This window comes from Acinetobacter sp. YH12023 (assembly GCF_013420135.1).
Classification (GTDB): domain Bacteria; phylum Pseudomonadota; class Gammaproteobacteria; order Pseudomonadales; family Moraxellaceae; genus Acinetobacter; species Acinetobacter amyesii.
This window is the reverse complement of sequence record NZ_VOYU01000001.1, coordinates 112267-137611: the sequence shown is the minus strand read 5'-3', so window position 1 is coordinate 137611 and position 25345 is coordinate 112267. Positions and strand designations below refer to the sequence as shown.

Here is a 25345-nt window from a genome sequence, read left to right as displayed (position 1 = left end):
ATATTGAGAACAACATGACCGAAGTCCATAAACCCACTGAGCAAGCAGCACCGCAGCAACCACAAACAGCAACCGCTATGCCTGCGCCATCGAGCAAGCTTATTTCTACGCCGCAGCGTACCTTGATTTTTATGTTGATCATCCTCTTGTTGGGAATTGCGCTGATCTTATGGGCGTGGCGGATTGGTCCATTTCATAACAGTATCGAGTCGACTGAAAATAGCTATGTCAAAGGCAAAACCACGGTGCTTTCATCACAAATTAATGGTTATGTGAAAGATGTTTTGGTGACGGATTTTGATCATGTGAAAAAAGGTCAAGTGCTTATGCATATCGATGCAACGACCTATGATCAAAAAGTCACACAGGCTGAATCTGGGGTGGAACAAGCACAGAACTCGCTTGCCAATCAAAGCCAGGCCATTGAACAACGCAGAGCAGATATTACGGCAGCCGAAGCGAAAGTGGACCAATCACGTGCGGCCTATGAATTAGCTCTTGCACAAATGACGCGCTACCAACAACTCGGCAATACTGGCGCTGCATCGAAATCAGAACAAGATAAAGTGATTGCAGACGCTAAAAATAGTTTGGCCCAACTTCATCAAGCAGAAGCCAATTTACTAGTTGCCAAAGAATCATTCAAAACTGCACAAGTTGCAGCGACAGGGCTTAAAGCGCAAGTGAATAGTGCCAAAGCACAATTTGATCAGGCAGTGACCACTAAAGACTACAGCACGATTGTGGCACCTATGGATGGTCAGCTTGGCGAAGTCAGCCCACGTATTGGTCAATATGTTGCGGCAGGCTCTCAACTGATGTATTTAATTCCACAGCAGCGCTGGGTGACTGCTAACTTTAAAGAAACGCAAATTGCAGATATGCATATTGGTCAAAAAGCTTGGTTCAGCGTCGATGGCATGAAACATCAAAAATTTTACGGCAAAGTTGAGCAAATCTCCCCTGCGGCTGGTTCTGAATTTAGTGTATTGAAACCTGACAATGCCACAGGAAATTTCACTAAAGTCGTGCAACGCATTGCCGTGAAAATTGCGATTGATCCCAATCAACAAGGTTTGGAAAACTTAAGACCCGGTATGTCTGTCGTCACCTCCGTTGATGTTGCTAGTTAGCAGATATCGGCAGTGAAGTGCTATAAGCAGAGTTGAACTGACCAAGATGCAAAGGATTTTATCTTCTGCACCTCCCGTTTTACAATGCCTACCTATTTGAACTCTAACCACCAAGATAACGATTACCAACATGTTTGAATCTATCGCCCACGCCATTCCTGAGCAGACTATTCAATATCAAGGGGTTGATTTGTGTATTAAGCGTTTGGACTTGGTACACCCACAAATATCAGGCAATAAATTTTATAAACTCAAATATAATTTTATTGAGGCGCAGAAATTAGGGTTTAAACAGGTGCTTAGCTTTGGCGGTGCTTATTCAAATCACATTGCAGCCACTGCATATGCTGCACATTTATTTGGATTCGGCAGTTTAGGCATCATCCGTGGGGAGGAATTACAACATCAAGCCCGAAATCCTACTTTAGCCACCGCTGAACAATTTGGTATGCAGCTCAGTTTTGTTACACGCCAAAAGTATCGAGAACAGAAACAAGCAGACGCTTTAGTGCAATTACGACAGGAATTTCCCGAACATTATGTCATTCCTGAAGGTGGAAGCAATGCATTGGCTATCCGTGGCTGTAGAGAAATCTTAAGCCATGAAAATCAACAAAATTTTGATCTCATCTGCTGTGCAGTCGGTACAGGTGGAACCATAACGGGCTTGATTGAAGCCAGTGCTGAACATCAACACGTTCTAGGTTTTTCAGCGCTCAAAGGCAATTTTCTTTGCGACGATGTTGCTCAGTTGACACAGAAAACCAATTGGAACATCAGTGATGAATTTTGCTGTGGCGGCTATGCCAAAATAACGCCGGAACTATTACAGTTTATGCAGGACTTTGAACAACGCTTTGCGATTCCATTAGAACAGGTTTATACGGCTAAAATGCTGCGAGGTATTTTCTGCATGATTGAGCGGGGTCAAATTACAAGCCATCAACGTGTTTTAGTGATTCATACTGGTGGCCTACAAGGTCGCCTGAAAGGTTCAACCGAAGCGCTAAAAAGCGTATAATCCTGCGTCCTTTCTTCCACGCGGAAACTTACCATGTCGCAAAATCAATATGATGTCCTTGTTTTAGGTGCTGGTGCATCAGGCTTAATGACGGCATATAAAGCGGCGCAGCGTGGACGCAAAGTTTTGGTGGTTGAAAAAGCCAATAAAGTTGGCAAAAAGATCCTGATGTCTGGTGGTGGTAAATGTAATTTCACCAATTTGTATGTCGAACCAGAAAATTATATTTCACATAATCCACACTTTGTTATTTCAGCATTAACTCGCTATACCAACTGGGACTTCATTGGTATGGTCTGCGAATATGGCATTGAGTACGAAGAGCGCAAACATGGGCAGTTATTTACCCAAAATGGTGCAAAAGAAATTCTCGCCATGCTATTGGCAGAATGTGACAAAACAGGCTTGGTAGATATTAAAACCAACTGTGAAGTAAAAGCAGTCAATGCCTTACCTGAACAAGGCTTTCAAGTGGCAACCAATCTAGGCTATTTTGAAGCAGAATCGGTGGTTATTGCCACTGGTGGTCTGTCCATTCCAACGTTAGGTGGTTCAGGAATTGGCTATGAGATTGCCAAACAATTTGGTCATTTTGTCTACCCCACTCGTGCAGGCTTAGTACCCTTCACTTTCTCCGATAGTTTTAAAGAAGTAACCACTCGCTTGAGCGGCAATGCTGTTGAAGCGACGTTATCGAATGAGTTAAATAGTTTTACTGAGGCTTTACTCTTTACTCACCGTGGTTTAAGTGGCCCAAGCTCATTGCAGCTTTCAAACTACTGGGATGTCGGTCAACGCTTTAACATCAATTTCCTTCCAGCTTTAGATGTTTTAGATTTCCTCAAATCTAAGAAATCTAGTCAACCAAAAGTGTTACTGCGCACACTGTTCAATGAACACTTACCGAAAAGTGTAGTTATAGAATTACAAAATCTGATTTGGCCTGAACAAGCTGAATTAGCCATTGGCAATATCAGTGATGAAAAACTAGAACTCATTGTAAGCCGTCTGGAAAGCTTTGAAGTGAAGCCATCAGGCACTGAAGGTTACCGTACTGCTGAAGTTACACTCGGTGGTGTCGATACCACTGAAATCTCATCAAAAACCATGGAAAGTAAAAAGCAGAAAGGTTTGTACTTTATTGGCGAAGTGCTCGATGTAACAGGTCATTTAGGTGGATACAACTTCCAATGGGCATGGGCTTCTGCGCATGCAGCTTCCGAATACGTCTGATCTCGACATAGCGTTAATAAAGCACTAAAGTTACGACAGTAAGAGTAATTTCACATTTATAAAAAAGATTTTTAGGTCTATTCGACGGAGTCTTACATCTAAGGATTGAATAAAAAATTAGCCTTCGGCTTGAGGTACTCTTACGAAGCACGCTTCTCATTAGGCAAAATGAGAAGCGAAGCTTCGCAAGGAAACCATCTTGCGGAGCAGTGCTCCTCACCGCAAAACTCGTTCACTATCTTCAAATGATTCGATGTATTGCAAAAACATTTTTGATTAAATGTAATCCTGTCTGAAACAATTGCGGATGACATTACCGCGTATCATTCTTTTATTTAAATCAAATAGGACTTCTGATGTCACGTAGAAACATCAGTTGATCATAATCCGCAGATGAACTCTGTATAAAAAAAGGGCTGATTCATTCAGCCCTTTTTTATGCCCGATCTAACTTATTCAAGATAGTCGGTTTTAAATAATGATACCGACGACGTCGAAGTTCGTTGAATTGTCAGATCCATTTTTTCAACGGCAACTGAAATATGTTGTGGTTGCACGCTTGCGGTTTGTTTGAGTGTCGATACTAAAGTATTGAGCATTGAAATTACCCCCATTTTGCCATTCCTTTGCACGGATCATAAGTGTCATTCATGACAGCAATATGAATCCTAAGTTTTTATATTTTAAGTAATATTCCATATATCACTATTACTTAAAATACCAATTTTCGGGTAAATTTCAATCATTATTTTTGGACTGATTGGTATAATTTTTTTCACTGTTTGGCGGTGATTGTTCTTTCTGCTCCAAATCAGTGCGTTTTGATTTTGCAAAAATAAAGCGTCGTGCGCTCGCCAAAAAACCTACCGTGATCCCTGCAATAATCACTGGGGCTAAAAATTTATTCGGTGCTTTTGCCATACAATATTCCTTATAGAGCATTAAAATCGACCACCTAAGCGTGGCCGATTTTTTTAAAGACAGAATAGTTTAATTTGGATCATCTGGTTTTGGCGGGGTTAAAGGTGCCGAAGGTGCATCGACCTGTTTTTCAGCCTCGCCTGTCGATCCAAATGGATTATTTTGTGGTTGATCACTTGGGTTTACATCCAACTGATCTGGCGTCGCAGTTTCTTTTTCACTGACGCCGGGAGCAGCCTGTTGAATGTTTGGATAGCCATCATCTGTTTTCACTTCAGAAGTCATCACAGATGTTGATGGCGTTGGACTCGCTACAGACGATGTAGGCGTATTAAAGGTGGTTTTTGCCTTCGCCTGTTCCTGTACTGGATTCGGTTCGTTGGCTTCACGTTTCGCTTTATCGATAAGATCTGATAACAATCGTTCCGCCGGATTGCGACCACCTAAACCAAAGGCCAAAGCGAAAGCAACTGCAACCGCACCGAGGGTTAAACCAAAGGCCAAATTCACGATCGAGTCAGCAATACCCATGGCACGCAAGCCCATGGCTACAACCAAGCCCATAATCAGCACACGGACCAAATTACCTAACCAACGCGAACTGTTATATTCCCCTCGTTGCACCACATTTGCCACAATATTGGCAAGCCAGAAACCCACCACCAAGATCACAGCACCAAGTAAAATACTTGCACCGAACTGGATAAACATAGCAATAAGGGCACTGATTTGCTCAAAGCCTAAACGGTTAGCAGCTTCAGATACCGCAAACAACATTGTGAAAAATACAATGAGGCAACCGACAACATCCGACACTTTGGTTTTGCCCAAAAAGCGTTGAATGTCTAATTTTTCTGGCACAGTATCAACACCAGTACCCGAGATCACATCCACCACTAGACGTGCCACAAAACGTGATACCACATAAGCCAAGATTAAGATTAAACCTGCGGCAATGATGTTCGGTATCGCATACATGATCTCATGTAACATGGCTGTTGCAGGCTGAGAAATTGCCTCGATACCAAGTGCTTCAAAAGCCACAATTAAAGCCGTGATAATAACTATAGCAAAGACAAAATTACCCAAAACTTGAGCAAGTTTTGCATTTTTGAACATGCCCACTTTTTCGACTTGCTGCTGCAAACTCAAACTGTTTACCAAGCCTTCCACAATCCCTCGCACAATCTTCGCCAAGATGTACCCCACAAAGACGATGACACCGGCAATAAAGATATTGGGAAGATAAGAAACAACTTCAGTGACCATATTTTGGATTGGGAACAAGAGACCGTTCAAACCTAAGATCGATAAAACAATCGGTAGGAAAAGTAACAAAATCAGCCAATATACAATTTCACTGATATTTTGACTGATTGGGCTGACGCCAACCTCAGAACTGAGTTTTTCATCGAGTTGGGTTTTATCAAGCAGTTTCTTTGAACCGACTTTGACCAAACTCGCCACGATCCAGCCAATAAAACCTACAGCTACTGCAGCCAAGAGCTGTGGAATAAATAACAAGAACTGCTGAATCATGTTACTGAATGGGCCGCTGACACTGGTCAAATTCAGCACATTGAGTGCACCAATGACGGCAATGATCAAAATAATCCAGAACACAACTCTGGAGACTATATTTTCAACATTGGAACGGTGCCCAGTTGCATTTGAAAGTTTTTGATTTGTACCTAATTTTTGCAAAACTTTTTTGACGCCAGCAGCAATCAATAAGGCAATAACCCAACCTATCAGGAGAATTGCTAATGCACTTAAAATGGGGTGAAACTGTTCCCAATAATACATGGCATCAAAACGGCCACGCGGACCACCCAGATAATCATTCATACGTTCGCCCTCATTGTTATACATGATCTGTTGTTATGTGCATTTTTACGTATGCCGCGATATCACACAGCATTAGTGCTTTGAACTTAAGCTTTCTTTTCCACCTTAGTTTTTGCGTATTTTTTAATCAACCAAAGTATGCATAACTCCAACAAAAGCTCACAATTGAATGTAAAAAAGCCTTGGGACAACCAAGGCTTTATTTATGTCACTCTGAAGAGATACTTAAGGTTCAGATCTTGCACTCATGTAACTCTGACTCATGTTTATCATCAATTATTATCAACGATCTGTCGCAGTTGCAGTATTTGAATCATTAGCAACAGCTTCATCCCCCGGTGTACCGCTAGTCGTATCATTGGCTGTTGCAGTTTGTGCATTGGGTGCAGGATGATCAGGCGGTGCATCCGAAGCAGAAGGTTTCATATCTGCAAACATATAAAATAATAATGCGATTAAAAAGATACCCACTAAGATCAGTATGTACACAGGGATACGTTTTTTTTGTGTTGTTTCTTCCGTACTGGTTGTATGGGGTGGTTTATTAAAATCGTGTGTCATATTCCCCTCGCAATTTTGTTGTTCATAGTTGAATTTTTATACTAGCAATACAATATCCAGTATTGTGTGAAGAACAATTACAATCAGTGAAAACGTGTAACTTGAATGATAAGTCTTGAATGATAGTTTAATAAATATATTTTCCTTTGGAGCTAGGTCAGTTATTTTTGAAGATAAATCAATATATAAGGGTGAAAATATTGGGCAAAGATTTAAGTGCTATATTTAAATTTAAAGCATTTTTATAGGATTATATCTTAAAGAATAAATGCTTTTTTGAGCCCGGTGGAATTATCTGCTTTTGATGAATGAAATGAGCTATAATCATGCACCTTATTTTTCACCTGTTATCAAATCTATGGCGTACCATCAACAAGGTGTAACGCTTGATCTTGACACTGACGTCACTCATCAATGTTCCCTTCATTACACTCGCGATCAACATCTTATTGGCATTATTGAATTTAGTAAGCCGAGTTATGTGTTGAAATGGGGTGATTTGGAATATTTCCGCCGACGTACTGAAGAGTTTTCAGTGATGCCTTTCCCTGAATGCATCAATGCGATGGTGATTGATATTCGAAATATTGCGGCTTTTTTAGATAATGAAGTGCCTATTATTCCTTGGCGCTTGCTCGAAGAAGAATGTCCGATTCGCTTAGTTGTTCCCCAAGATCGACTGGAGCATTATGCTGGCTTTTTTGAACCGACTTGGTTGACTGCTGACGTAGACACAGCGATTCAAGAAATTCGTGAATTTATGGATATGTTTGTGCATTAATACGGAGATTAAACTAAAGTTTAATCCCGAAAACCTCCATTTGGAGGTTTTTTTATGCCCTTTTATTTTAATTATTTATTTCACAATAAAATTAAATTATTTTATATTTAATGGCTTATAGCAAACCTTCTTATAAAAAATGTTCATAACTTATCCTATTTCTTAGTAACAATTCGGCAATAAATTTTGCTTGAGCCTTGCTCGATATATCACCTAAGATGTAGAAAATGATCTCTTTTTTATTGTTGAAACATTCTTAATAACAAAGCAATAAAATCTAACTAGAAACAAGATCATAAAAAGTGGATATTAAATCAGGGTAAAAGGAGTTTTAACGATGACGTCAAAAAAACATTTAGCAACTTTGTTCTGTGCAAGTGCGCTCACTTTAGGGCTTAGCGCATGTAGTGACAATAAAGCACCTACAACGGATAAAGCTGCAGGAAGTGAAGCTGCTGTTTCTGACTCAGGGACTTTAGATAAGATCAAAAAATCCGGCACAATTGTATTAGGTTATCGCGATTCATCGATTCCATTTTCATATATCGCAGATAATCCAAACCAACCTGTAGGTTATGCACACGATCTCCAATTAAAAGTCGTTGAGGCGGTTAAAAAGCAATTAAATCTTCCCGATTTAAAAGTCCGTTATAACTTAGTGACCAGCCAAAACCGTATTCCATTGGTTTCTAATGGCACAGTCGACTTAGAGTGTGGTTCAACCACAAACAATAAAGAACGCCAACAACAAGTAGATTTCTCAACAGGTTTCTTTGAGGTCGGTTCACGCTTACTTACAGCAAAAGACTCTGGGATTAAAGATTTTGCTGACCTAAAAGGCAAAAAGTTAGTCACCACGGCAGGAACGACATCTGAGCGTTATATTCGTCAACATGAAAAAGAATTAGGTATTGGTGAAGTCATTTCTGCCAAAGACCATGCTGAGTCTTTCCTCATGCTACAAAATGGTCGTGCAGCGGCATTTATGATGGATGATATTTTGCTGGCGGGTGAAAAATCAAAAGCCAAAGATCCAAATAAATGGGAAATCGTAGGTACAGCACCGATTCATGAAATCTATGGTTGTATGCTGCGTAAAGGCGATACCGGCTTTAAACAAGTGGTTGATGATGCAATCAAAGCAACTTATAGCTCTGGTGAAATCAATGACATGTATAAAAAATGGTTCCAAACGCCAATTCCACCAAAAAATATCAATTTGAATTTCCCGATGTCTGATCAATTAAAAGCATTGATTAGCAATCCACATGACCGTGACGAATAACTTTCCCTAAACATTCTAAAGATGCTTAAGCCAAACGGATTTTGGCTTAAGCTCATTATAGGGAGTTCCTATGAATTATAGCTGGAATTGGGGTGTGCTGTTCCAATCTACAGGTGTAGGTGATTCAACCTACCTGAATTGGATTTTAATTGGGATCGGCTGGCTGTTTGTCATCGCTTTGGTGGCATGGAGCATTGCGATGGTGCTTGGCAGCATCTTGGGTATTATGCGTACCCTACCGAGTCCTGTAGCACGAGGTATAGGTACTACCTACGTGACTATTTTCCGAAATGTACCCTTATTGATTCAACTGTTTATATGGTTCTATGTTGTACCCAACTTCCTCCCCGCTACGATTAAAAGCTGGTGGATGAATGACCTTGGAGCAAATACGACCGCCTTAATTTCTGCAAGTGTCGGTTTGGGTCTTTTTACAGCTGCACGGGTCTGTGAACAAGTCAGGACAGGTATTGAAGCGCTTCCTTTGGGGCAAACCAATGCTGGTTATGCCATGGGATTTAGCACGACTCAACTTTATCGCTATGTGATCTTACCGCAGTCGTTCCGCACGATTTTGCCACCACTGAGCTCTGAGTTGACCAACTGTGTCAAAAACACCTCAGTTGCGTCTTTGGTCGGTGTTGCAGAAATCATTTCACAGATGAAAACCATCAGTGAATACACGCAAAACACTATCGAAATTTATACCTACGTCACCATTATTTTCATCGTGATCAACATCTGTTTAATTGGTTTAATGAATTTTCTGGAAAAACGCCTACGCGTTCCTGGCTTAATTGCAGGAGATAAATAATGGAATGGCTCAGTTCTTTTATTCAAGACCTCCAAGCGTCTGGCCCTGCACTATGGCATGGTTTCAGCATCACACTCAAAGTGGTGATCACGGCAACTATTGGTGGTGTCTTTATTGGGACCCTACTGGCGCTGATGCGCCTGTCCTCGATTAAAGCTTTTAATATTTTTGCTAAAGGCTATGTGAACCTATTTCGTTCTATTCCTTTGCTCTTGGTGCTGATGTGGTTCTACTTTGCAGTACCCTTTATCTACACAGGGATCACCGGTAACTATCTAACGATTGATACTGCCCTTGTGTCCAGTATCGTGGCCTTCATGCTATTTGAAGCGGCTTACTTTTCAGAGATTGTCCGTGCCGGGATCCAATCGATTCCTAAAGGTCAAACTTCTGCAGCTTATGCTTTGGGTATGAGCTATAGCCAAGCGATGCGCTTAATTATTTTGCCGCAATCTTTTCGCAAAATGACGCCACTGCTTTTACAGCAAACCATTATTCTGTTCCAAGATTCAACCATGGTTTATGCCATCGGACTGTTAGACTTTTTCCGCACCAACTATGTTCGAGGCGACCTCATGTCATTGTTAACCCAATACATTCTATTTGCCGGTTTGGTGTATTTCACTATTAGTATGATCGCTACCTATGCAGTTAAAAAATTACAACGGAGGTTAAGTGTATGACCGATCAAAAAACGATGATTGACCTCCAAAATGTCAGTAAATGGTATAAAGATTTTCAAGTGCTTACCGATTGCACGACTCAAATTAAACAAGGTGAAGTGGTTGTAGTGTGTGGACCTTCGGGTTCAGGTAAATCAACGCTCATTAAAACCGTTAATGGACTTGAGCCTTTTCAGGCCGGTACGATTTTAGTCGACGGTATTTCCATTAATGACCCAAAAACCGATTTAAATAAATTGCGTAGTCGTGTCGGTATGGTGTTCCAGCACTTTGAATTGTTTCCACATTTATCCATTACCGAAAACCTGACCATTGCGCAGGTTAAAGTCTTGGGTCGATCAGAAGCCGAAGCCAAGAAGAAAGGTTTGGCTTATTTAGACCGTGTGGGTTTAAGTGCGCATGCCGCTAAATTCCCTGCACAGTTATCAGGTGGACAACAACAACGTGTTGCGATTGCACGTGCGCTCAGTATGGACCCGATTGCCATGCTGTTTGATGAACCGACTTCGGCACTTGATCCAGAGATGATTAACGAAGTGCTTGATGTGATGGTGGGTCTTGCCAAAGAAGGTATGACCATGATGTGTGTAACCCATGAGATGGGCTTCGCGCGTCAGGTTGCGGACCGTGTGATCTTTATGGATCAAGGAAAAATTGTGGAAGACTGCAGTAAAGATGATTTCTTTAATGCCCCTCGTGGTGAACGAGCGCAGCAGTTCTTAAATAAAATTCTGCATTAAAATCAAAACGTTTATTTAACTGATGTTACGCAGTAACATCAGAAGCGTAATTTGATTCAAATAAAAGTACGATACGCGGTAACGTCATCCGCAAGTGTTTGAGATAGGACTTCTTCTAATCAAAAATATTTTTGCGATACTTTAGATAATTAGATGCTAGTGAACGAGTTTTGTCGGTGAGGTGCATTGCACCGCAAGATGGTTTCCTTGCGAAGCACGCTTCTCATTTTGCCTAATGAGAAGCGTGCTTCGTAAGAGTACCTCCAGCCGAAGGCTAATCACTTTATTCATTCCCTTGATGTAAGACTCTATCGAATTGGCTTAACAATCATTTTAAAAATGCAAAATTACTTTTGCATGCATAACATCAGTTATTTAATTTCCGAAAATAAAAAAGCTCATCCATCGATGAGCTTTTTTTCATGGCAGATTACCAATAATTTTCTACAGCAATATTGCCTTCACCACGACGGTTCATGGTCAAACCACGCGCTTTTAAGGCCGCCTTCGTGTCATCAACCATTTGTGGATTACCACACAGCATGACATGCGTCGTTTCCACATTAAATGCTAAGCCAGCCGCCTGTTCTAATTCGCCATTTTCAATTAAAACTGGTAAACGGTCATGCAGCGGTGCATTTGGATCACGTGTCACAATAGGAATAAATTTGAAGCCCGTATGCCCTTCACCATAGGTCTCAGCGATTTCTTGAATCCGCTCTACATAAGCCAGTTCTGATACGGTGCGCACACTGTAGACTAGATTAATTTTCTCGTATTTAGACCACGTTTCAAAGTCTTGTAGCATTGATAAAAATGGTGCAAGACCCGTTCCTGTCCCCAACAGCCATAAGTCCTTCGGCAATGGCAACTGATAACGCGCCAAGGTGAGGAAGCCATAAGGGACTTTTTCTAAATACAGCTCATCGCCAACTTGTAGATGCTGCAAATTTGAAGTAAACGCACCATCTGGAACGACGATAGAGAAAAACTCTAAAGTTTCATCAAAAGGGGACGACACCACAGAATAGGCACGAACCACCAATTCATCGCCCACTTTCAAGCCGATTCGTGCGAACTGACCAGCGGTAAATTTAAAATGCGCAGGGCGTGTCATGGTAAAACTGAACAAAGTATTGGTCCAACGGTGTACAGATAAAACCTTTTCTAAGCTAAATTTTTCAATTGACATGATTTGAACGTGGCGTGACAGACTGTGCTCATGTTAGCATGACAGCATAATTTATTAATATTTTTTAAATGTTAAGGCCTGATTCATGCGCATGACTTTACGCCAGTTGGCTGTTTTTGTAGCAGTCGCTCAAGAAGGTACCGTTACCAAAGCCAGTGATGCTGTCAAACTTACTCAAAGTGCAGCAAGTATGGCATTGGCAGACCTCGAAGATGGTCTCGGTGCTCCACTGTTTGACCGACTTGGTAAACGCTTGCAATTGAATGACTTGGGTCGTTTTTTATTGCCACAAGCTTTGGAAATTTTAGGGCGCTGCGAAGCTTTTGAACAAGCAGCGAAAGGCGAACTACAAAGTATTGATCTACGTTTGGGCGCGACCCTGACCATCAGTGACTACTTGATGCCAGACCTCATGGCAGATTTCTTACAAATTCAGCCTCAAGCACATTTACAACTTCAAGTCGGCAATACCCGCCAAATGATTGAAGCGGTAAACCAATTTCAGTTGGATTTGGCCTTAATTGAAGGTTCATGCCATCTGCCACAGCTACAATGTATTCACTGGCGTGACGATGAACTTGCAGTATGCTGTTCACCAGAGCACCCCTTAGCGAAGTTGGATCGTGCAATCACTGCAGCTGACTTTGATAACGTAGAGTGGATCTTACGTGAAGAAGGTTCAGGCACACGTGAAGTATTTGACAACGCAATTTTAAAAGACCTGCCAGATGCCAATATACGTTTAACCTTGGGTCATAACGAAGCCATTCTAAAAATCGTGGCAGGTGGTCTTGGTATGTCATGTATTTCTAAACTGGCAATTGAGCCTTTACGTGAAAAAGGTCAATTAGTGGTTTTAGATACGCCGTTCTGGCAACTTGCCCGTCCATTATTCATGTTGGTACATCGTCAGAAATACCAAGGACCGGGTCTCAAAGCCTTTATGCAATTTTGTGAAAAATAGATAAAAAAGCGCCTTAAGGCGCTTTTTTATCTATTTTTAAATTGGCGTTCACATGGTTCGCCATCATTATTGCCGTCCATTTTCGTATTTGGACAATTATTATTAAAGAACACTGCTTCTTCGTATGAACGCATCTGACTACAATGCGTACGCCCATCACAACTAAACTGTGCTTTCTCTACTACCCTTGGCGTATCACTTGAAGAAGGTGCCTGCGCAGTATCTTGAACAACAGACTGAGCTTGCGTTGAAGCTGTGCCGTATAGATTTTTTTCACCTTGCTCAGTCAGCACCCGATCGGGTAAATCCCCCTGAGCTTTACGTTGTTCTTTTACAATGTTTTCATTTTCTTGCATGAGCTGTTGTAAATGTAGCTGCTTCTGTTCTTGGTACTGCTGATATTTCCCATAAACAGCCACAGCTAATACTAGAATTACAATGAGTCCAATCATGCTGAAGATTTTACTGCCCCAAACTGTACCTTTGGCTGTATCGTGAGGAGTAGCTTGGTCATTCACTCGATCCGACCTTGATTCAAATGACGGATTTATCTGTTCATGTGTGGACTGCTCTTTTTTCAAATCTAAACGGATGATATTTACCGCTTTAAATTTACCTCGATCTGCTTCAATCCTGTATTTGAGATTTTCTCCAACACGTGGTTCGATTTGTCGGCTAGGAAAATCACGAATATGAAAAAATAAATCCTGTGCTTGATCTTGTTGTATAAATCCAAAGCCGCGCTCAACGTTATAGCTTTTGATTTTCCCCTCTTTAATCATAAAAATTGTCTCTCATCTTTTCTTTTAATACTCTTATCATAATAAAAAAGAGGCCAGATAGACCTCTTTTTATTTCAAAGATTTCCATGAAATCTTAAAATCACATTATTTACGCAAATTCGAAAGCAAAGCTGAAGTAATTGACTGGTTATTTGCCACTACTTTAGATTTTTTAGCTTTTGCAGATTTGTCTTCTTCACGCTCAATGTTTATGGCTTTATAACGATCACCATTTTTCACCACATTAAATTTCACACGATCATTACGTTTTGGCTCGACACCATCTGCGGGAAAGTCAGAGATATGGAAAAATACATCACCTTCTTCACATGAAAGAAAGCCAAAGCCCTTTTCAGGATTGTACTGCTTCACTTTACCTTTATATTGTTCGGACTTCATAAAAGTACCCTATTCCATTTATGCCAATGTCTTTAGTATATAAAAAAGAGGCTATAAAAGCCCCTTTTCTGTTCATGATGCAAAAATTAGTCTTTTTGAACTGAACCGAAAATTTTATCGCCTGCATCGCCAAGACCAGGAACGATATAACCGTTTTCATTTAAACCTTGGTCTACAGATGCTGTATAAATGATCACATCTGGGTGAGCTTCATTTACACGTTTAATGCCTTCTGGAGCGGCAACAAGCACCATGACACGAATATCTTTACAACCACTGGCTTTTAGAACGTCAATAGCAGCAACGAGCGATGAACCCGTTGCAAGCATTGGGTCAATAATCATCGCTAAACGGTTTTGTACGTCTGGTACTAATTTTTTGTAGTAAGTACGCGCTTCTAAAGTTTCTTCATCACGCTCTAAACCCAATACAGATACTTTCGCACTTGGAATCAGGTTTAAGAAACCATCCAACATACCAATACCTGCACGTAAAATCGGTACAACTGTTATTTTTTTACCGGCAATACGATCTACAGTTACTTTACCATTCCAACCATCAATTTCATGATCGACCATTGGTAAATCTTTCGTTGCTTCATAAGTCAGAAGCATAGTCACTTCTTGAGCAAGCTCACGGAAGTTTTTAGTACTAATATCTGCACGACGAAGTAAGCCGAGTTTATGTCGGATTAAAGGATGACGGATTTCATGGATAGCCACGGGAGAACACCTAAAAGGTTAAGATAAAATTTCAACCATTATAAAGCTATTTAACAAATGATAAAAATAAAAAAGCCCCCTTTACAGGAGGCTTTTTTGTAATAAGCAAATTAATTGCTTAATTCATTAGTTAAAACCACTTTGAATTAAGCTAAAAATGAACTGTTGTAATTCAGATGAGATCGCAAAGTATGCCACTTGAGAAACTGCAATGATTGGATCTGGATATACACCGATCAACAACACAAGAGCAGCTGCACCAAGCACCATAATACCACCCACTTTTTGACCCCAATGATCGACAGCGTCGATACGTGGGTTTTCCGGTGGAGTCATGTACATCACAACCATCACACGTAGGTAGTAGTACAAACCGATACCTGAACCAAGGATCACCATTGCAGCTAAGAACCATGAACCACCAGCAACTGCTGTTTTGATCACAAGGAACTTACCAATAAAGCCCGCTGTTAATGGGATACCTGCAAGAGATAACATCATGACAGTGAGTGTTGCAGTCAACACTGGACGACGCCAGAACAAACCACGGTACTCAGCAAGACTACCTGCTTCGTCTTTGTTGTTGTAAGGGCTAGACATCAGTGTCACAACACCGAACGCACCAATCGTTGTTAATACATAAGTAATCACATAAACGTTGACGCTGCTGAATGTTGCAAAGCCTTGTACTTGAACAAAGTCAGTATTACGTGCACTGACAATAGCAACAAGTAAGTAACCAAAGTGAGCGATTGAAGAGTATGCAAGGATACGTTTCAAGTTCACTTGACGTACTGCTAGTAAGTTACCCGCAAGGATAGACAATACTGCAATGATGGTCACGATCGTGATGAAGCTGTCAGAAAGGATTAAGCCAGAAGCCAAGAAGTAACGAACGAATAGACCGATCATTGCCACTTTAGCCACAGTCGCTAAGAATGTCGCGATTGGCGCTGGCGCACCTGCATACACGTCTGGTGTCCATTTGTGGAATGGCGCAAGAGACAATTTAAATGCAACAGCAAATACAATCAGTGCAAGACCAAGGACTACACCCGGTTGGCTGAATGTTGTGAACATTTTGCCTGGTTCAGCAACGAATGCCATTGTACCTGTATACGCATATACATAAGCCATACCCATCAACAACATCGCAGAAGCGGTTGCTGAAAGCACCAAGTATTTCACACCCGCTTCAAGCGACTGTGAACGTTGGTGTGTATAAGCCAATAGGCCGTATACAGGAATCGACATTAACTCAAGGCTGATAAAGAATGACGCATAGTGAGAACTTGCAACCATTAACAATGCACCTGTTACAGAGCACAGCATCAAGATATAAAGTTCTTCACGGTTATCTTTATAGGTTTCGATATACGCATGTGACAGTGTGCAGCAAGCAAGTGCTGCAATCAAAATCACGAATTGGTACAACATCGTAAATGGATCTACGATGAACAAATTCATTACGTTTGCAGGTGCATACTGCCCTGCAACGAAAACAAAAATAATATAAAAGGCTGCAAGGTTCAGACCGATAACGGAAGTCGTTGCAACTAAATTGTGGTTACGCTTGATTGCAATTAGCAACATCACGACGATCGCAGTTAAAGCCACGATCATCACAGGAGCTAATGGCATAAGCTCAGAAAATGACATTGTGAAGTCCATGGCTTATTGCATCTCCACATTTTCAGGTTGTACAGCAATCTGCTGCACAACATCAACGACTTCTTGAACTGGGATATAGCTATTCGCAATCCACGCCATGCTTGAATTTGAAATATCAAGGAAGCTTTGTGGAAATAGACCAAGCCATACTAGACCAAGAGCACAGATTAAAAGAATCACAACTTCACGCGCATTTAAGTCTTTCAACGGATTTGCGTAATGCTGTTTTTGTTCTTCGTTTGGTGTACCAAACAATGCTTTGTGGATCAGGATTAAACCGTAAAGACCGGCAAATACTAAGCTTACTGCAGCAAGGATTGTGTACACAGGGAACTTGTCATAAGAACCCATCAAGATCAGGAATTCACCGATGAAGTTACCTAGACCCGGAATACCTACAAGTGCCGCAACAAAGAACATTAAGAAGAATGAAAGGTATTGGAACTGACCACGGATACCGCCCATCAAACGCATGTCACGTGTATGCAGACGTTCGTAAACCTGACCACACATAATGAACAATGCAGCAGAAGATAGACCGTGAGCCAGCATCATAATCATCAAGCCTTGGAATGTCAGGATGTTACCTGCATACAATGCAAGAAGTACGAAGCCCATGTGCGAAATAGATGTGTACGCAAGCAGACGTTTCATGTCTGTTTGTTGGAATGCACACCATGCACCGTAGAAAATACCGATTAGACCAAGAATGATCGCGATGTCAGCAAACTGAGCAGATGCTACCGGGAAGAATGGAATAACGAAACGTAAAAGACCATAAGCCGCAGTTTTAATCAAGATACCTGCAAGGTCGACAGAACCCGCTGTAGGTGCTTGCGCATGTGCATCTGGTAACCAGCCGTGTAATGGGAAAACTGGAAGTTTTACCGCAAAACCAATAAACATACAGATCATGAATGCATACGCAAGTGCTGGAGCTTTTGCCTCAACAGTTTGTGCAACACTCATCAAGAAGTCATAGTTAAAGCTGATTTGACCGTGAAGTTGGAAGCCAACAACCACTAGACCCAAGATACCGATCAACATGATCAGACCCGCAACCTGAGTATAGATAAAGAATTTAGTTGCAGCGTAAACGCGTGACTTACCTTCTGCCCCTTTATGACCCCAAAGTGCGATCAAGAAGTAGATTGGTACCAGCATCATCTCCCAGAAGAAGAAGAATAGGAACATGTCAATCGCTAAGAATACACCGATCACACCACCTAAAGACCACAGTAGGTTTAAGTGGAAGAAACCAACGTTCTTTTGAATCTCACCCCATGAACAGCCGACCGCAAGTACACCCAGTAATGCAGTTAAACCCACCATAAGCAGTGAAAGACCATCCACCGCAAGGTGAATGTTAATCCCTAAAGTGGTAATCCACGGTAGGTTAAATTGAGCAGCCCACTGTGGAGCTTGTGTACCCAACTCGTAGTTATAAGTACCGCTTTGCCATAAAACGACGGTTAACACCAACGTTAATAGCATACCAATTAAGGCAATATAGCGTGGTAAGTGCTTGTCGAGTTTATCGACAAGCCAGCATACAAAACCTGCAATGAACGGAATAAGGATCAGAGCGGGTAGAATTAAATTGTTTGGAGTTTCCATTTTATTTCCCCACGACCTGAATCACGACCAGGATCAATAGTAATGCAAACGTACCGAATGCCATACTAGATGCGTATTCACGCAATGAACCTGTTTGACGTGAACTTGTAAAGCTATTACCGCCTTTAACAAGTGCAGGCAATACAAGCCATAAGCCGTCAATTGGATCACGACCAAAGATTTTAGCCAGTAGCAAATAAGGCTTAACGAAAACAATGTTGTACAAAGCATCGAAACCAAGTGCATTACGACAGATATTTGCAAGACCCGCGCCCAGTGAAGTTTTCGCGAACGATTTCACTGCACCATAAGCAAAGGCAAATAACACCACACCCACTGCAAGACCTGCAAGTGCAATACCAACAGCTGTGTATTCAGCGCTATGCATACCGTGTTCTAGTGCTTCTGGAATATTAAACGCTGGGATTTGTGCAGCATTTAAAATATTCGTTACTGGTGCTTTTAATACATAAGCTAAACCAGTTGAAAGCACTGCAAGAATCGCCAATGGACCCCAGTAAGTAACACCTTTGATTTCATGGTAAGGCGTGTTTTCTTTACCAAAGAATACAACCCAAATAAGACGGAATGTATAAATTGAAGTTAAGAACGCACCTGCTACACCAGTCCAGTACAAGCAGTCATAAACTGCAATCGCTTGACCTTTCACCCATACCGCACCAAGAATCGCATCTTTCGAGAAGAAGCCGATCGTGATGAATGGAATCGCAGCCAATGCACCGCCACCAATCGCGAAACAAGCAAACAAGAATTTGTTTTTGTGGAATAGACCACCCATCTTGAAGATGTTTTGCTCGTGATGGTAAGCCAAAATCACTGCACCAGAAGACAAGAATAATAATGCCTTGAAGAATGCGTGAGTCAGCATGTGGAATAGACCTGCTTGGTAAGCTTCAGCACCTACAGCCATAAACATATAACCCAACTGACTCATAGTTGAGTAAGCAAGAATACGTTTGATGTCTGTTTGTACCAATGCAGCAAAGCCTGCAACTAACAATGTCACCGCACCTGTGATTGAGATGAACATCATCACTTCTGGCGCTTGTTCAAACACGCTGAACATACGGCTACATAGGTAAACACCCGCCGTTACCATTGTTGCTGCGTGGATCAATGCAGATACTGGTGTAGGACCAGCCATCGCATCTGCCAACCATGTTTGTAATGGGATCTGAGCAGATTTACCTGCAGCACCCAAGAACAACATCAATGCAGTCCAAATCGCAATTGAAGAACTCTGAGCCAAAACTGTTGGCGCAGCAGCTACAACTTCTGCAATGTTTAAAGTGCCGAATTGTTGGTAGATCAAGAACAATGCGATCAGTAGGAATACGTCACCCACACGTGTTACAGTGAATGCTTTAATTGCAGCAAAACCGTTTGCAGGTGTTTGGTAGTAGTAACCAATCAATAGGTATGAACATAGACCTACACCTTCCCAACCGAGGAATAACAACGCTAAGTTGTCACCCAACACTAAAAGCAGCATGCTTGCTACGAATAGGTTGAAGTATGAGAAGAAACGTGCAAAGTCTTCTTCGCCACGCATGTACCATGTTGCAAAGATGTGAATTAAGAAACCCACACCTGTGATCATGCCCATCATCAATAATGATAAGCCATCTAAATGAAGCGTGAAGCCCGGTGCTAAGTTACCTGCACTGAACCAAGTCCAAAGATGCTGAGTTGTTGCAACTGAACCATTATTAACAAAGTCGATACCGGCAATTAATGCAAATAAAGCTGAAAGACCAACTGAACCTGCACCAATAATTGCAGCAACTGATTCAGGAAGATTTTTACGACCTGCCGCCAACAGGATAAAACCAATTAGCGGGAATAGTACTGTTAAATATAAATAACTCATCCGCGCATCTCACTAGCAGCATCCACATCCAGATGATGGAAGCGATGATAGAACTGAAGGACGATCGCAAGACCGATACAAGCCTCTGCTGCAGCAAGCGTTAAGATCAAGATAAACATCACTTGACCATCTGGCTGTGCCCATGCGCTTCCTGCCAAAACGAACGCTAAAGCAGCTGCGTTCATCATGATTTCAAGGCTCATTAAAATAAATAGTAGGTTGCGTCGAACCATCACACCGTAAAAACCCAGTGCAAAAAGAATGGTTGCAACGATCAAACCATGTTCTAAAGGGATGTTGCCCATTATTCTTTGTCCTCTTCTGCACCTGGCTCACGTTTGCCAAGATGGAATGCAGCGACAAGTGCGCCAAGCAATAACATCGCAGCAACTTCAACCAGCAATAAGTACTGAGTAAAGAGTGAAGTACCCACTTCTTTCGGACCGACAACTTGAGCACCCATGACAGTGCCAGCAGTTGTGTAGTCTGACTTCAACATCCAAACAAGGATTAGACCCATCAGGAAGCTCATCAACGCAGGATATGCCCACGCTGAAGAAGTCAGCCATTTGCTTTCTTGTTCAACTGTATTTTGACCAAGATTCAGCATCATCACGACGAATACGAATAGCACCATGATTGCGCCAGCGTAAACGATAATTTCGAGGGCACCGGCAAACGGCGCACCCACGATCATGAAGATACCTGCAACTGCAAGTAAAGAGATAATCAAGCTTAATAAAGCGTGTACTGGGTTCGTGTTAGTTACAACACGAACGGTAGAGACGATGGCCACAAGCGCCATCAAATAAAATGGCCACATCATGGTAATAGACTCCGTACATCAACTGGTGTGCTTTCGCGTTGAGCCTGACCTTTATCTTTACCAGCAACAGCCATACCTGTTACGCGGTAGAAGTTATAGTCTGGGTATTTACCAGGACCTGAGATAAGAAGGTTTTCTTTCTCATATACTAAGTCCTGACGAACATACTCACCTAACTCAAAGTCAGGTGTCATTTGAATCGCAGTCGTAGGACATGCTTCTTCACACATACCGCAGAAAATACAACGTGAGAAGTTGATACGGAAAAATTCCGGATACCAACGACCATCTTCTTTTTCAGCTTTTTGTAGTGAAATACAGCCGACTGGACATGCAACCGCACAAAGGTTACATGCAACGCAGCGCTCTTCACCATCAGGGTCACGCGTTAACACGATACGACCACGGAAACGTGGTGGTACGATGTCTTCCGCTTTAACCTCTGGATATAAAATGGTGTCACGTTTACGTGTCGCGTGTGAGAATACCATCCACAACGAACGTACAATTGACCCAAATCCAGCTAGAAATTTAAACATTTTATTCTCCCTGCTGTCTTAGGCCTGATTCATCAGAATCACAGCACCAGTTACCAGAAGGTTAACCAACGCCAATGGCAAGCAAATTTTCCAACCAAAGTTCATGACTTGGTCATAACGTGGACGCATTAAAGAACCACGAGCCAAGACAAACATCATTACAAAGAATGCTGTTTTAATAATGAACCAGAACGCAGCTGGAATGAATGGAATATCTAGGTTGAAAGGCGCTAACCAACCACCGAAGAATAAAGTCACGATTAATGCAGAGATCAGTACGACGTTGACGTATTCCGCAACGAAGAACATACCCCATTTCATACCGCCGTATTCGACATGGTAACCTTCCGCCAATTCTTGTTCTGCTTCTGGTTGGTCAAATGGATGACGGTGAGTTACCGCAACGCCCGCAACCACGAAGATCAAGAAACCTAAGAACTGAGGAATAACAAACCAAACATCACGTTGAGCTTCAACAATTTCACGCATGTTGAATGAGCCTGCAATCGCAACCACACCCATCAGTGAAATACCCAAGAACACTTCATAAGAAATGGTTTGAGCAGCAGAACGTAAACCACCAAGTAATGCGTATTTGTTATTTGATGACCAACCACCGAATAATACTGCGTATACCGCAATACCAGCCATTGCCATAAAGAACAATAGACCGATGCTCATGTCTGAAACACCTAGATAAGGTGAAACAGGAATAACCATGAACGATAGCACCGCAGTTGCCATCGCAACTGCTGGAGCCATACGGAAAGTCAATTTGTCAGCAAATTTTGGTGTCCAGTCTTCTTTGAACATGATTTTCAGCATGTCGGCAACAATCTGGAACATACCGCCCGGACCTACACGGTTCGGACCGTAACGGTCTTGCCACAAGCCGAGTAAACGACGTTCAATAAAAGACATCAACGCAGCGATCAATACCACAACCAGTAAGATCACAATTGCTTGAAGAACTGAATAGGCGATTGGCCAATTTTCAGCCCACAGCGGCGTTTGACGGATTAATTCTTGTTCCATGAATTACACTCCTACCGCGACTGAAACAGGTTCTGCAAGCGATACTGTAGGTGCTAGACCCACTGGGTAACCGATATAACCTGTAGGTAAGTATTCAATCACTTGAACTGGAAGGACGATTTCAGCATCCCCTGCTTTCACAGCGATACGTTGACCATCTTGAACATTTAAGCGTGCTGCATCTTGTTCACCCACAGCAAACATTGCTTCAGGAATACGTGATTCCATCGCAGGAGTTTTCACTGTAAATTCACCAGAAGCGAAGATGTGATGCATCGGCACAAGACGGAAGCTCTCACCATTAACCGCAACAGGTGCAGGTGCAACGAAAGTACGTGCTGGACGTTTCGCTAAACGATCGAATAAACGAACGCCTGCATCACCACCTTTTAAGTGACCACCCACGTTGTCTTGGAATTTGTTCCAAGCTTGTGGAGAGTTCCAACCTGCAGACCAAGCAAATGGTACAAGTGAAGCTGGAGTTTGGTTACCTACATAACCTTCCATAGAAAACGTCAACGCAGAGTCTTTATCGACTGGTTGTTTTGGTTCATGAATAGAAAGTGGTGCGCGCATCGCAGTACGACCTGAGTAACGACGTGGTTCACGTGCCACTTTCAGACCATGTACACGGAAGCCAGCATCTGGTGCTACGTCTTGAATTGCTTCAAGTGCAGGAACGTTTTTCGCTACTGACTCGATAACATCATCAAGAACTGTCCAAGAAATCGCTTTGCCTTTCACGCCAGTTTCAATGGCATGTAACCAGCGCCAAGATTCTTTGATCGCAAGTTCTGGTTTGTAGTAGCTTGGGTCATACACTTGGTAGAAACGTTGTGCACGGCCTTCTTGAGAGACCACAGTACCATCACCTTCAGCAAATGAAGCAGCAGAAAGTACGATGTTGGCTTTTTTCACAGTTTCAGTTTCAGAATGATCAAGTACGATCACTTCTTTACCAGAAAGTGCAGCATTCACCTGCGCGGCTGGTAAACGACGATAAAGGTCATTTTCCACCACGATCACAGTATCGTAATCTTGTGCAAATGCTTGTTCTAAGCTTTGACCACCAAAGATCGCTAAGCCCATTGAGTTCACTTCAGGAACAGTCAATGTTAAGCCCGCATTACCAAGGTTCTGTGCAACTTGTGCAGCAGCTTCCATGATTGATGCGTCTTGCAAGCTTGTACCAGAGATGATTAATGGTTTTTTCGCAGCTTTTAAAGTGTCAGCAATAGTTTGTGCAAATGCTTTTGCATCGTCATCCAAACCTAAGATCACTTCACCTTTGACAGCAGCTGCGACCGCAAAACCTAAACGTGCAATGTCGTTAGGTGATGCAACAACTTCACCTGTTGCAACATCAGCTAAACGTGTTTGAGTTGCAGCAAGGATGTAAATCGGAGATTTCGCATCTTGAGCAATACGTTGTACAGGCTCAGCCAACCACTCTTGCGTACGGCGCTCTGCAGCCATTTCTTTGGCTTTATTTTTCGCAGCTTGGCGAACAGATAGAGCCATACGTGGTGCAGTTTGAGTTAAGTCTTCACCCAAAATCAACACAGCATCGTAGCTTTCGATTTCACGCATACCTGGGTTATAAACACCTTCGGTTTGCATGATAGAAGCTGCAAGCTCAACAAGTTTTTGCTCTTTTTGAGACATACCTGTTGAGAAGTTGTCTTGACCTACAAGTTCGCGAAGCGCGAAGTTTGATTCAAGTGACGCACGTGGTGAACCGATACCCAATACTTTTTTGCCTTGGATATTTTCAATTACGGTATCCAATGCTTGGTCTACAGAAACTGTAGTCACATTTGCACCAGAGCGGAATTGTGGTTGACGTGGACGATCTTCACGGTTCACATAACCTGTACCGAAACGACCTTTATCGCAAAGGAAGTATTGGTTCACGTCACCGTTAAAGCGGTTTTCTACACGACGTAGTTCGCCATAACGTTCACCCGGAGAGATGTTACAACCTGAAGAACAGCCTTGGCATACGCTTGGCGCATACTGCATGTCCCATTTACGGTTATAGCGTTCAGAGTGAGTTTTATCTGTGAATACACCTGTTGGGCACACTTCAGTCAAGTTACCAGAGAATTCAGATTCTAAAGTACCTGATTCTGGACGACCAAAGTAAACACGCGAAGCGTTTGCATACACACCAAAGTCTGTACCACCTGCATAATCTTTGTAGTAACGCACACAACGGTAGCACGCAATACAACGGTTCATTTCATGAGAAATGAAAGAGCCTAGCTCTTGGTTGTAATGCGTACGTTTTGTGAAGCGGTAACGACGACGGTCATGCTGAGTCATTACAGTCATATCTTGTAAATGACAATGACCACCCTCTTCACAGACTGGGCAGTCGTGTGGGTGGTTGGTCATCAAGAATTCAACAACAGAAGCACGGAAATTTTTTGCTTCGTCATCTTCAATCGAGATGTAGGTATTGTCAGATGCAGGCGTCATACATGACATAACTAAACGACCGCGAGTATCTTCAGGATTCGCGTATTGAGTCACAGCACATTGACGGCAAGAACCGACAGAACCTAAGGATGGATGCCAACAAAAGTATGGGATGTCGATGCCAAGGCTAAGACATGCTTGTAGCAAGTTCTCTGAGCCGTTGACTTCATACGATTTTCCATCGACATGAATTGTAGCCATAGTCG

General features: G+C 42.2%; 25 protein-coding genes. 9 read left to right on the top strand and 16 right to left on the bottom strand.

The annotated features are described in order from the left end of the window. Window positions 1–14: 14 nt before the first annotated feature. The 3 genes from FTT92_RS00655 (at window position 15) to FTT92_RS00645 (ending at window position 3387) form a co-directional block, all read left to right on the top strand. Entirely contained in the window at window positions 15–1133 is a 1119-nt protein-coding gene (locus FTT92_RS00655) for an HlyD family secretion protein (protein WP_180171183.1), read from the top strand. 130 nt (window positions 1134–1263) lie between these two features. Beyond that, complete coding sequence (locus FTT92_RS00650) at window positions 1264–2154, top strand: 1-aminocyclopropane-1-carboxylate deaminase/D-cysteine desulfhydrase (RefSeq protein ID WP_180171182.1); 891 nt, start codon at window positions 1264–1266, stop codon at window positions 2152–2154. Window positions 2155–2187: 33 nt separating this feature from the next. Then, window positions 2188–3387, top strand: coding sequence for an NAD(P)/FAD-dependent oxidoreductase (locus tag FTT92_RS00645; RefSeq protein ID WP_180171181.1), 1200 nt, complete (start codon window positions 2188–2190; stop codon window positions 3385–3387). Window positions 3388–3839: 452 nt separating this feature from the next. Here FTT92_RS00645 and FTT92_RS00640 read toward each other — a convergent pair whose 3' ends face one another. The 4 genes from FTT92_RS00640 to FTT92_RS00625 form a co-directional block, all read right to left on the bottom strand. Beyond that, the gene (locus tag FTT92_RS00640) at window positions 3840–4001 is read right to left on the bottom strand and encodes a hypothetical protein (RefSeq protein WP_162689753.1); all 162 of its coding nucleotides are present in this window, start codon (window positions 3999–4001) and stop codon (window positions 3840–3842) included. A gap of 124 nt (window positions 4002–4125) precedes the next feature. Beyond that, window positions 4126–4308 carry a hypothetical protein gene (locus FTT92_RS00635; protein WP_180171180.1) on the bottom strand — a complete coding sequence of 61 codons (183 nt, stop codon included), beginning with the start codon at window positions 4306–4308 and terminating at the stop codon, window positions 4126–4128. Between the two features lie 69 nt (window positions 4309–4377). Then, window positions 4378–6156 (bottom strand): mechanosensitive ion channel, encoded by a 1779-nt coding sequence (locus FTT92_RS00630; RefSeq protein WP_180171179.1) that lies wholly within the window; start codon window positions 6154–6156, stop codon window positions 4378–4380. Between the two features lie 282 nt (window positions 6157–6438). Continuing rightward, entirely contained in the window at window positions 6439–6717 is a 279-nt protein-coding gene (locus FTT92_RS00625) for a hypothetical protein (protein ID WP_078192282.1), read from the bottom strand. Between the two features lie 358 nt (window positions 6718–7075). Here FTT92_RS00625 and FTT92_RS00620 point away from each other — a divergent pair, with 358 nt between their 5' ends. The 5 genes from FTT92_RS00620 (at window position 7076) to FTT92_RS00600 (ending at window position 11020) form a co-directional block, all read left to right on the top strand. Further along, window positions 7076–7498, top strand: a complete 423-nt coding sequence (locus FTT92_RS00620; RefSeq protein WP_078192409.1) for a hypothetical protein — start codon at window positions 7076–7078, stop codon at window positions 7496–7498. 337 nt (window positions 7499–7835) lie between these two features. Beyond that, window positions 7836–8783 carry a transporter substrate-binding domain-containing protein gene (locus tag FTT92_RS00615; protein ID WP_078192283.1) on the top strand — a complete coding sequence of 316 codons (948 nt, stop codon included), beginning with the start codon at window positions 7836–7838 and terminating at the stop codon, window positions 8781–8783. A gap of 70 nt (window positions 8784–8853) precedes the next feature. Beyond that, window positions 8854–9597, top strand: coding sequence for an amino acid ABC transporter permease (locus FTT92_RS00610; RefSeq protein WP_180171178.1), 744 nt, complete (start codon window positions 8854–8856; stop codon window positions 9595–9597). Next, entirely contained in the window at window positions 9597–10280 is a 684-nt protein-coding gene (locus tag FTT92_RS00605) for an ABC transporter permease subunit (protein WP_078191088.1), read from the top strand. The genes FTT92_RS00610 and FTT92_RS00605 overlap by 1 nt, the downstream gene beginning before the upstream one ends. Further along, a complete protein-coding gene (locus tag FTT92_RS00600) occupies window positions 10277–11020 on the top strand; it encodes an amino acid ABC transporter ATP-binding protein (RefSeq protein WP_078191089.1) in 744 nt (247 codons plus the stop codon). Before FTT92_RS00605 ends, FTT92_RS00600 begins: the two co-directional genes overlap by 4 nt. A 430-nt stretch (window positions 11021–11450) precedes the next feature. On the opposite strand, the gene FTT92_RS00595 is transcribed toward FTT92_RS00600, so the two are convergent. Further along, window positions 11451–12212: a ferredoxin--NADP reductase gene (locus FTT92_RS00595; RefSeq protein ID WP_180171177.1), complete on the bottom strand. Its 762-nt coding sequence runs from the start codon at window positions 12210–12212 to the stop codon at window positions 11451–11453. Between the two features lie 85 nt (window positions 12213–12297). On the opposite strand from FTT92_RS00595, the gene gigC reads away from it, so the two are divergent. After that, window positions 12298–13176, top strand: a complete 879-nt coding sequence (gene gigC / locus FTT92_RS00590) for a LysR family transcriptional regulator GigC (RefSeq protein WP_180171176.1) — start codon at window positions 12298–12300, stop codon at window positions 13174–13176. A 26-nt stretch (window positions 13177–13202) separates the two neighbouring features. Here gigC and FTT92_RS00585 read toward each other — a convergent pair whose 3' ends face one another. The 11 genes from FTT92_RS00585 to nuoG form a co-directional block, all read right to left on the bottom strand. Further along, complete coding sequence (locus tag FTT92_RS00585) at window positions 13203–13958, bottom strand: cold shock domain-containing protein (RefSeq protein WP_180171175.1); 756 nt, start codon at window positions 13956–13958, stop codon at window positions 13203–13205. 105 nt (window positions 13959–14063) lie between these two features. After that, entirely contained in the window at window positions 14064–14357 is a 294-nt protein-coding gene (locus FTT92_RS00580; protein WP_078192288.1) for a cold shock domain-containing protein, read from the bottom strand. Between the two features lie 86 nt (window positions 14358–14443). Then, the gene (upp, locus tag FTT92_RS00575) at window positions 14444–15079 is read right to left on the bottom strand and encodes a uracil phosphoribosyltransferase (RefSeq protein WP_078192289.1); all 636 of its coding nucleotides are present in this window, start codon (window positions 15077–15079) and stop codon (window positions 14444–14446) included. A 126-nt stretch (window positions 15080–15205) separates the two neighbouring features. Next, window positions 15206–16750, bottom strand: coding sequence for an NADH-quinone oxidoreductase subunit NuoN (gene nuoN, locus FTT92_RS00570; protein ID WP_180171174.1), 1545 nt, complete (start codon window positions 16748–16750; stop codon window positions 15206–15208). Window positions 16751–16753: 3 nt separating this feature from the next. Continuing rightward, entirely contained in the window at window positions 16754–18367 is a 1614-nt protein-coding gene (nuoM, locus tag FTT92_RS00565; protein ID WP_180171173.1) for an NADH-quinone oxidoreductase subunit M, read from the bottom strand. Window position 18368: 1 nt separating this feature from the next. Next, a complete protein-coding gene (gene nuoL / locus FTT92_RS00560; RefSeq protein ID WP_078191097.1) occupies window positions 18369–20258 on the bottom strand; it encodes an NADH-quinone oxidoreductase subunit L in 1890 nt (629 codons plus the stop codon). Further along, entirely contained in the window at window positions 20255–20563 is a 309-nt protein-coding gene (nuoK, locus tag FTT92_RS00555; RefSeq protein ID WP_067665227.1) for an NADH-quinone oxidoreductase subunit NuoK, read from the bottom strand. Before nuoK ends, nuoL begins: the two co-directional genes overlap by 4 nt. After that, window positions 20563–21081 carry an NADH-quinone oxidoreductase subunit J gene (nuoJ, locus tag FTT92_RS00550; protein ID WP_171262661.1) on the bottom strand — a complete coding sequence of 173 codons (519 nt, stop codon included), beginning with the start codon at window positions 21079–21081 and terminating at the stop codon, window positions 20563–20565. Before nuoJ ends, nuoK begins: the two co-directional genes overlap by 1 nt. After that, window positions 21081–21623 carry an NADH-quinone oxidoreductase subunit NuoI gene (nuoI, locus tag FTT92_RS00545; RefSeq protein ID WP_078191099.1) on the bottom strand — a complete coding sequence of 181 codons (543 nt, stop codon included), beginning with the start codon at window positions 21621–21623 and terminating at the stop codon, window positions 21081–21083. The genes nuoJ and nuoI overlap by 1 nt, the downstream gene beginning before the upstream one ends. 18 nt (window positions 21624–21641) lie before the next feature. Then, a complete protein-coding gene (nuoH, locus tag FTT92_RS00540; protein ID WP_078191100.1) occupies window positions 21642–22658 on the bottom strand; it encodes an NADH-quinone oxidoreductase subunit NuoH in 1017 nt (338 codons plus the stop codon). A gap of 3 nt (window positions 22659–22661) precedes the next feature. Continuing rightward, entirely contained in the window at window positions 22662–25340 is a 2679-nt protein-coding gene (gene nuoG / locus FTT92_RS00535) for an NADH-quinone oxidoreductase subunit NuoG (RefSeq protein ID WP_111884891.1), read from the bottom strand. Window positions 25341–25345 lie beyond the last annotated feature (5 nt).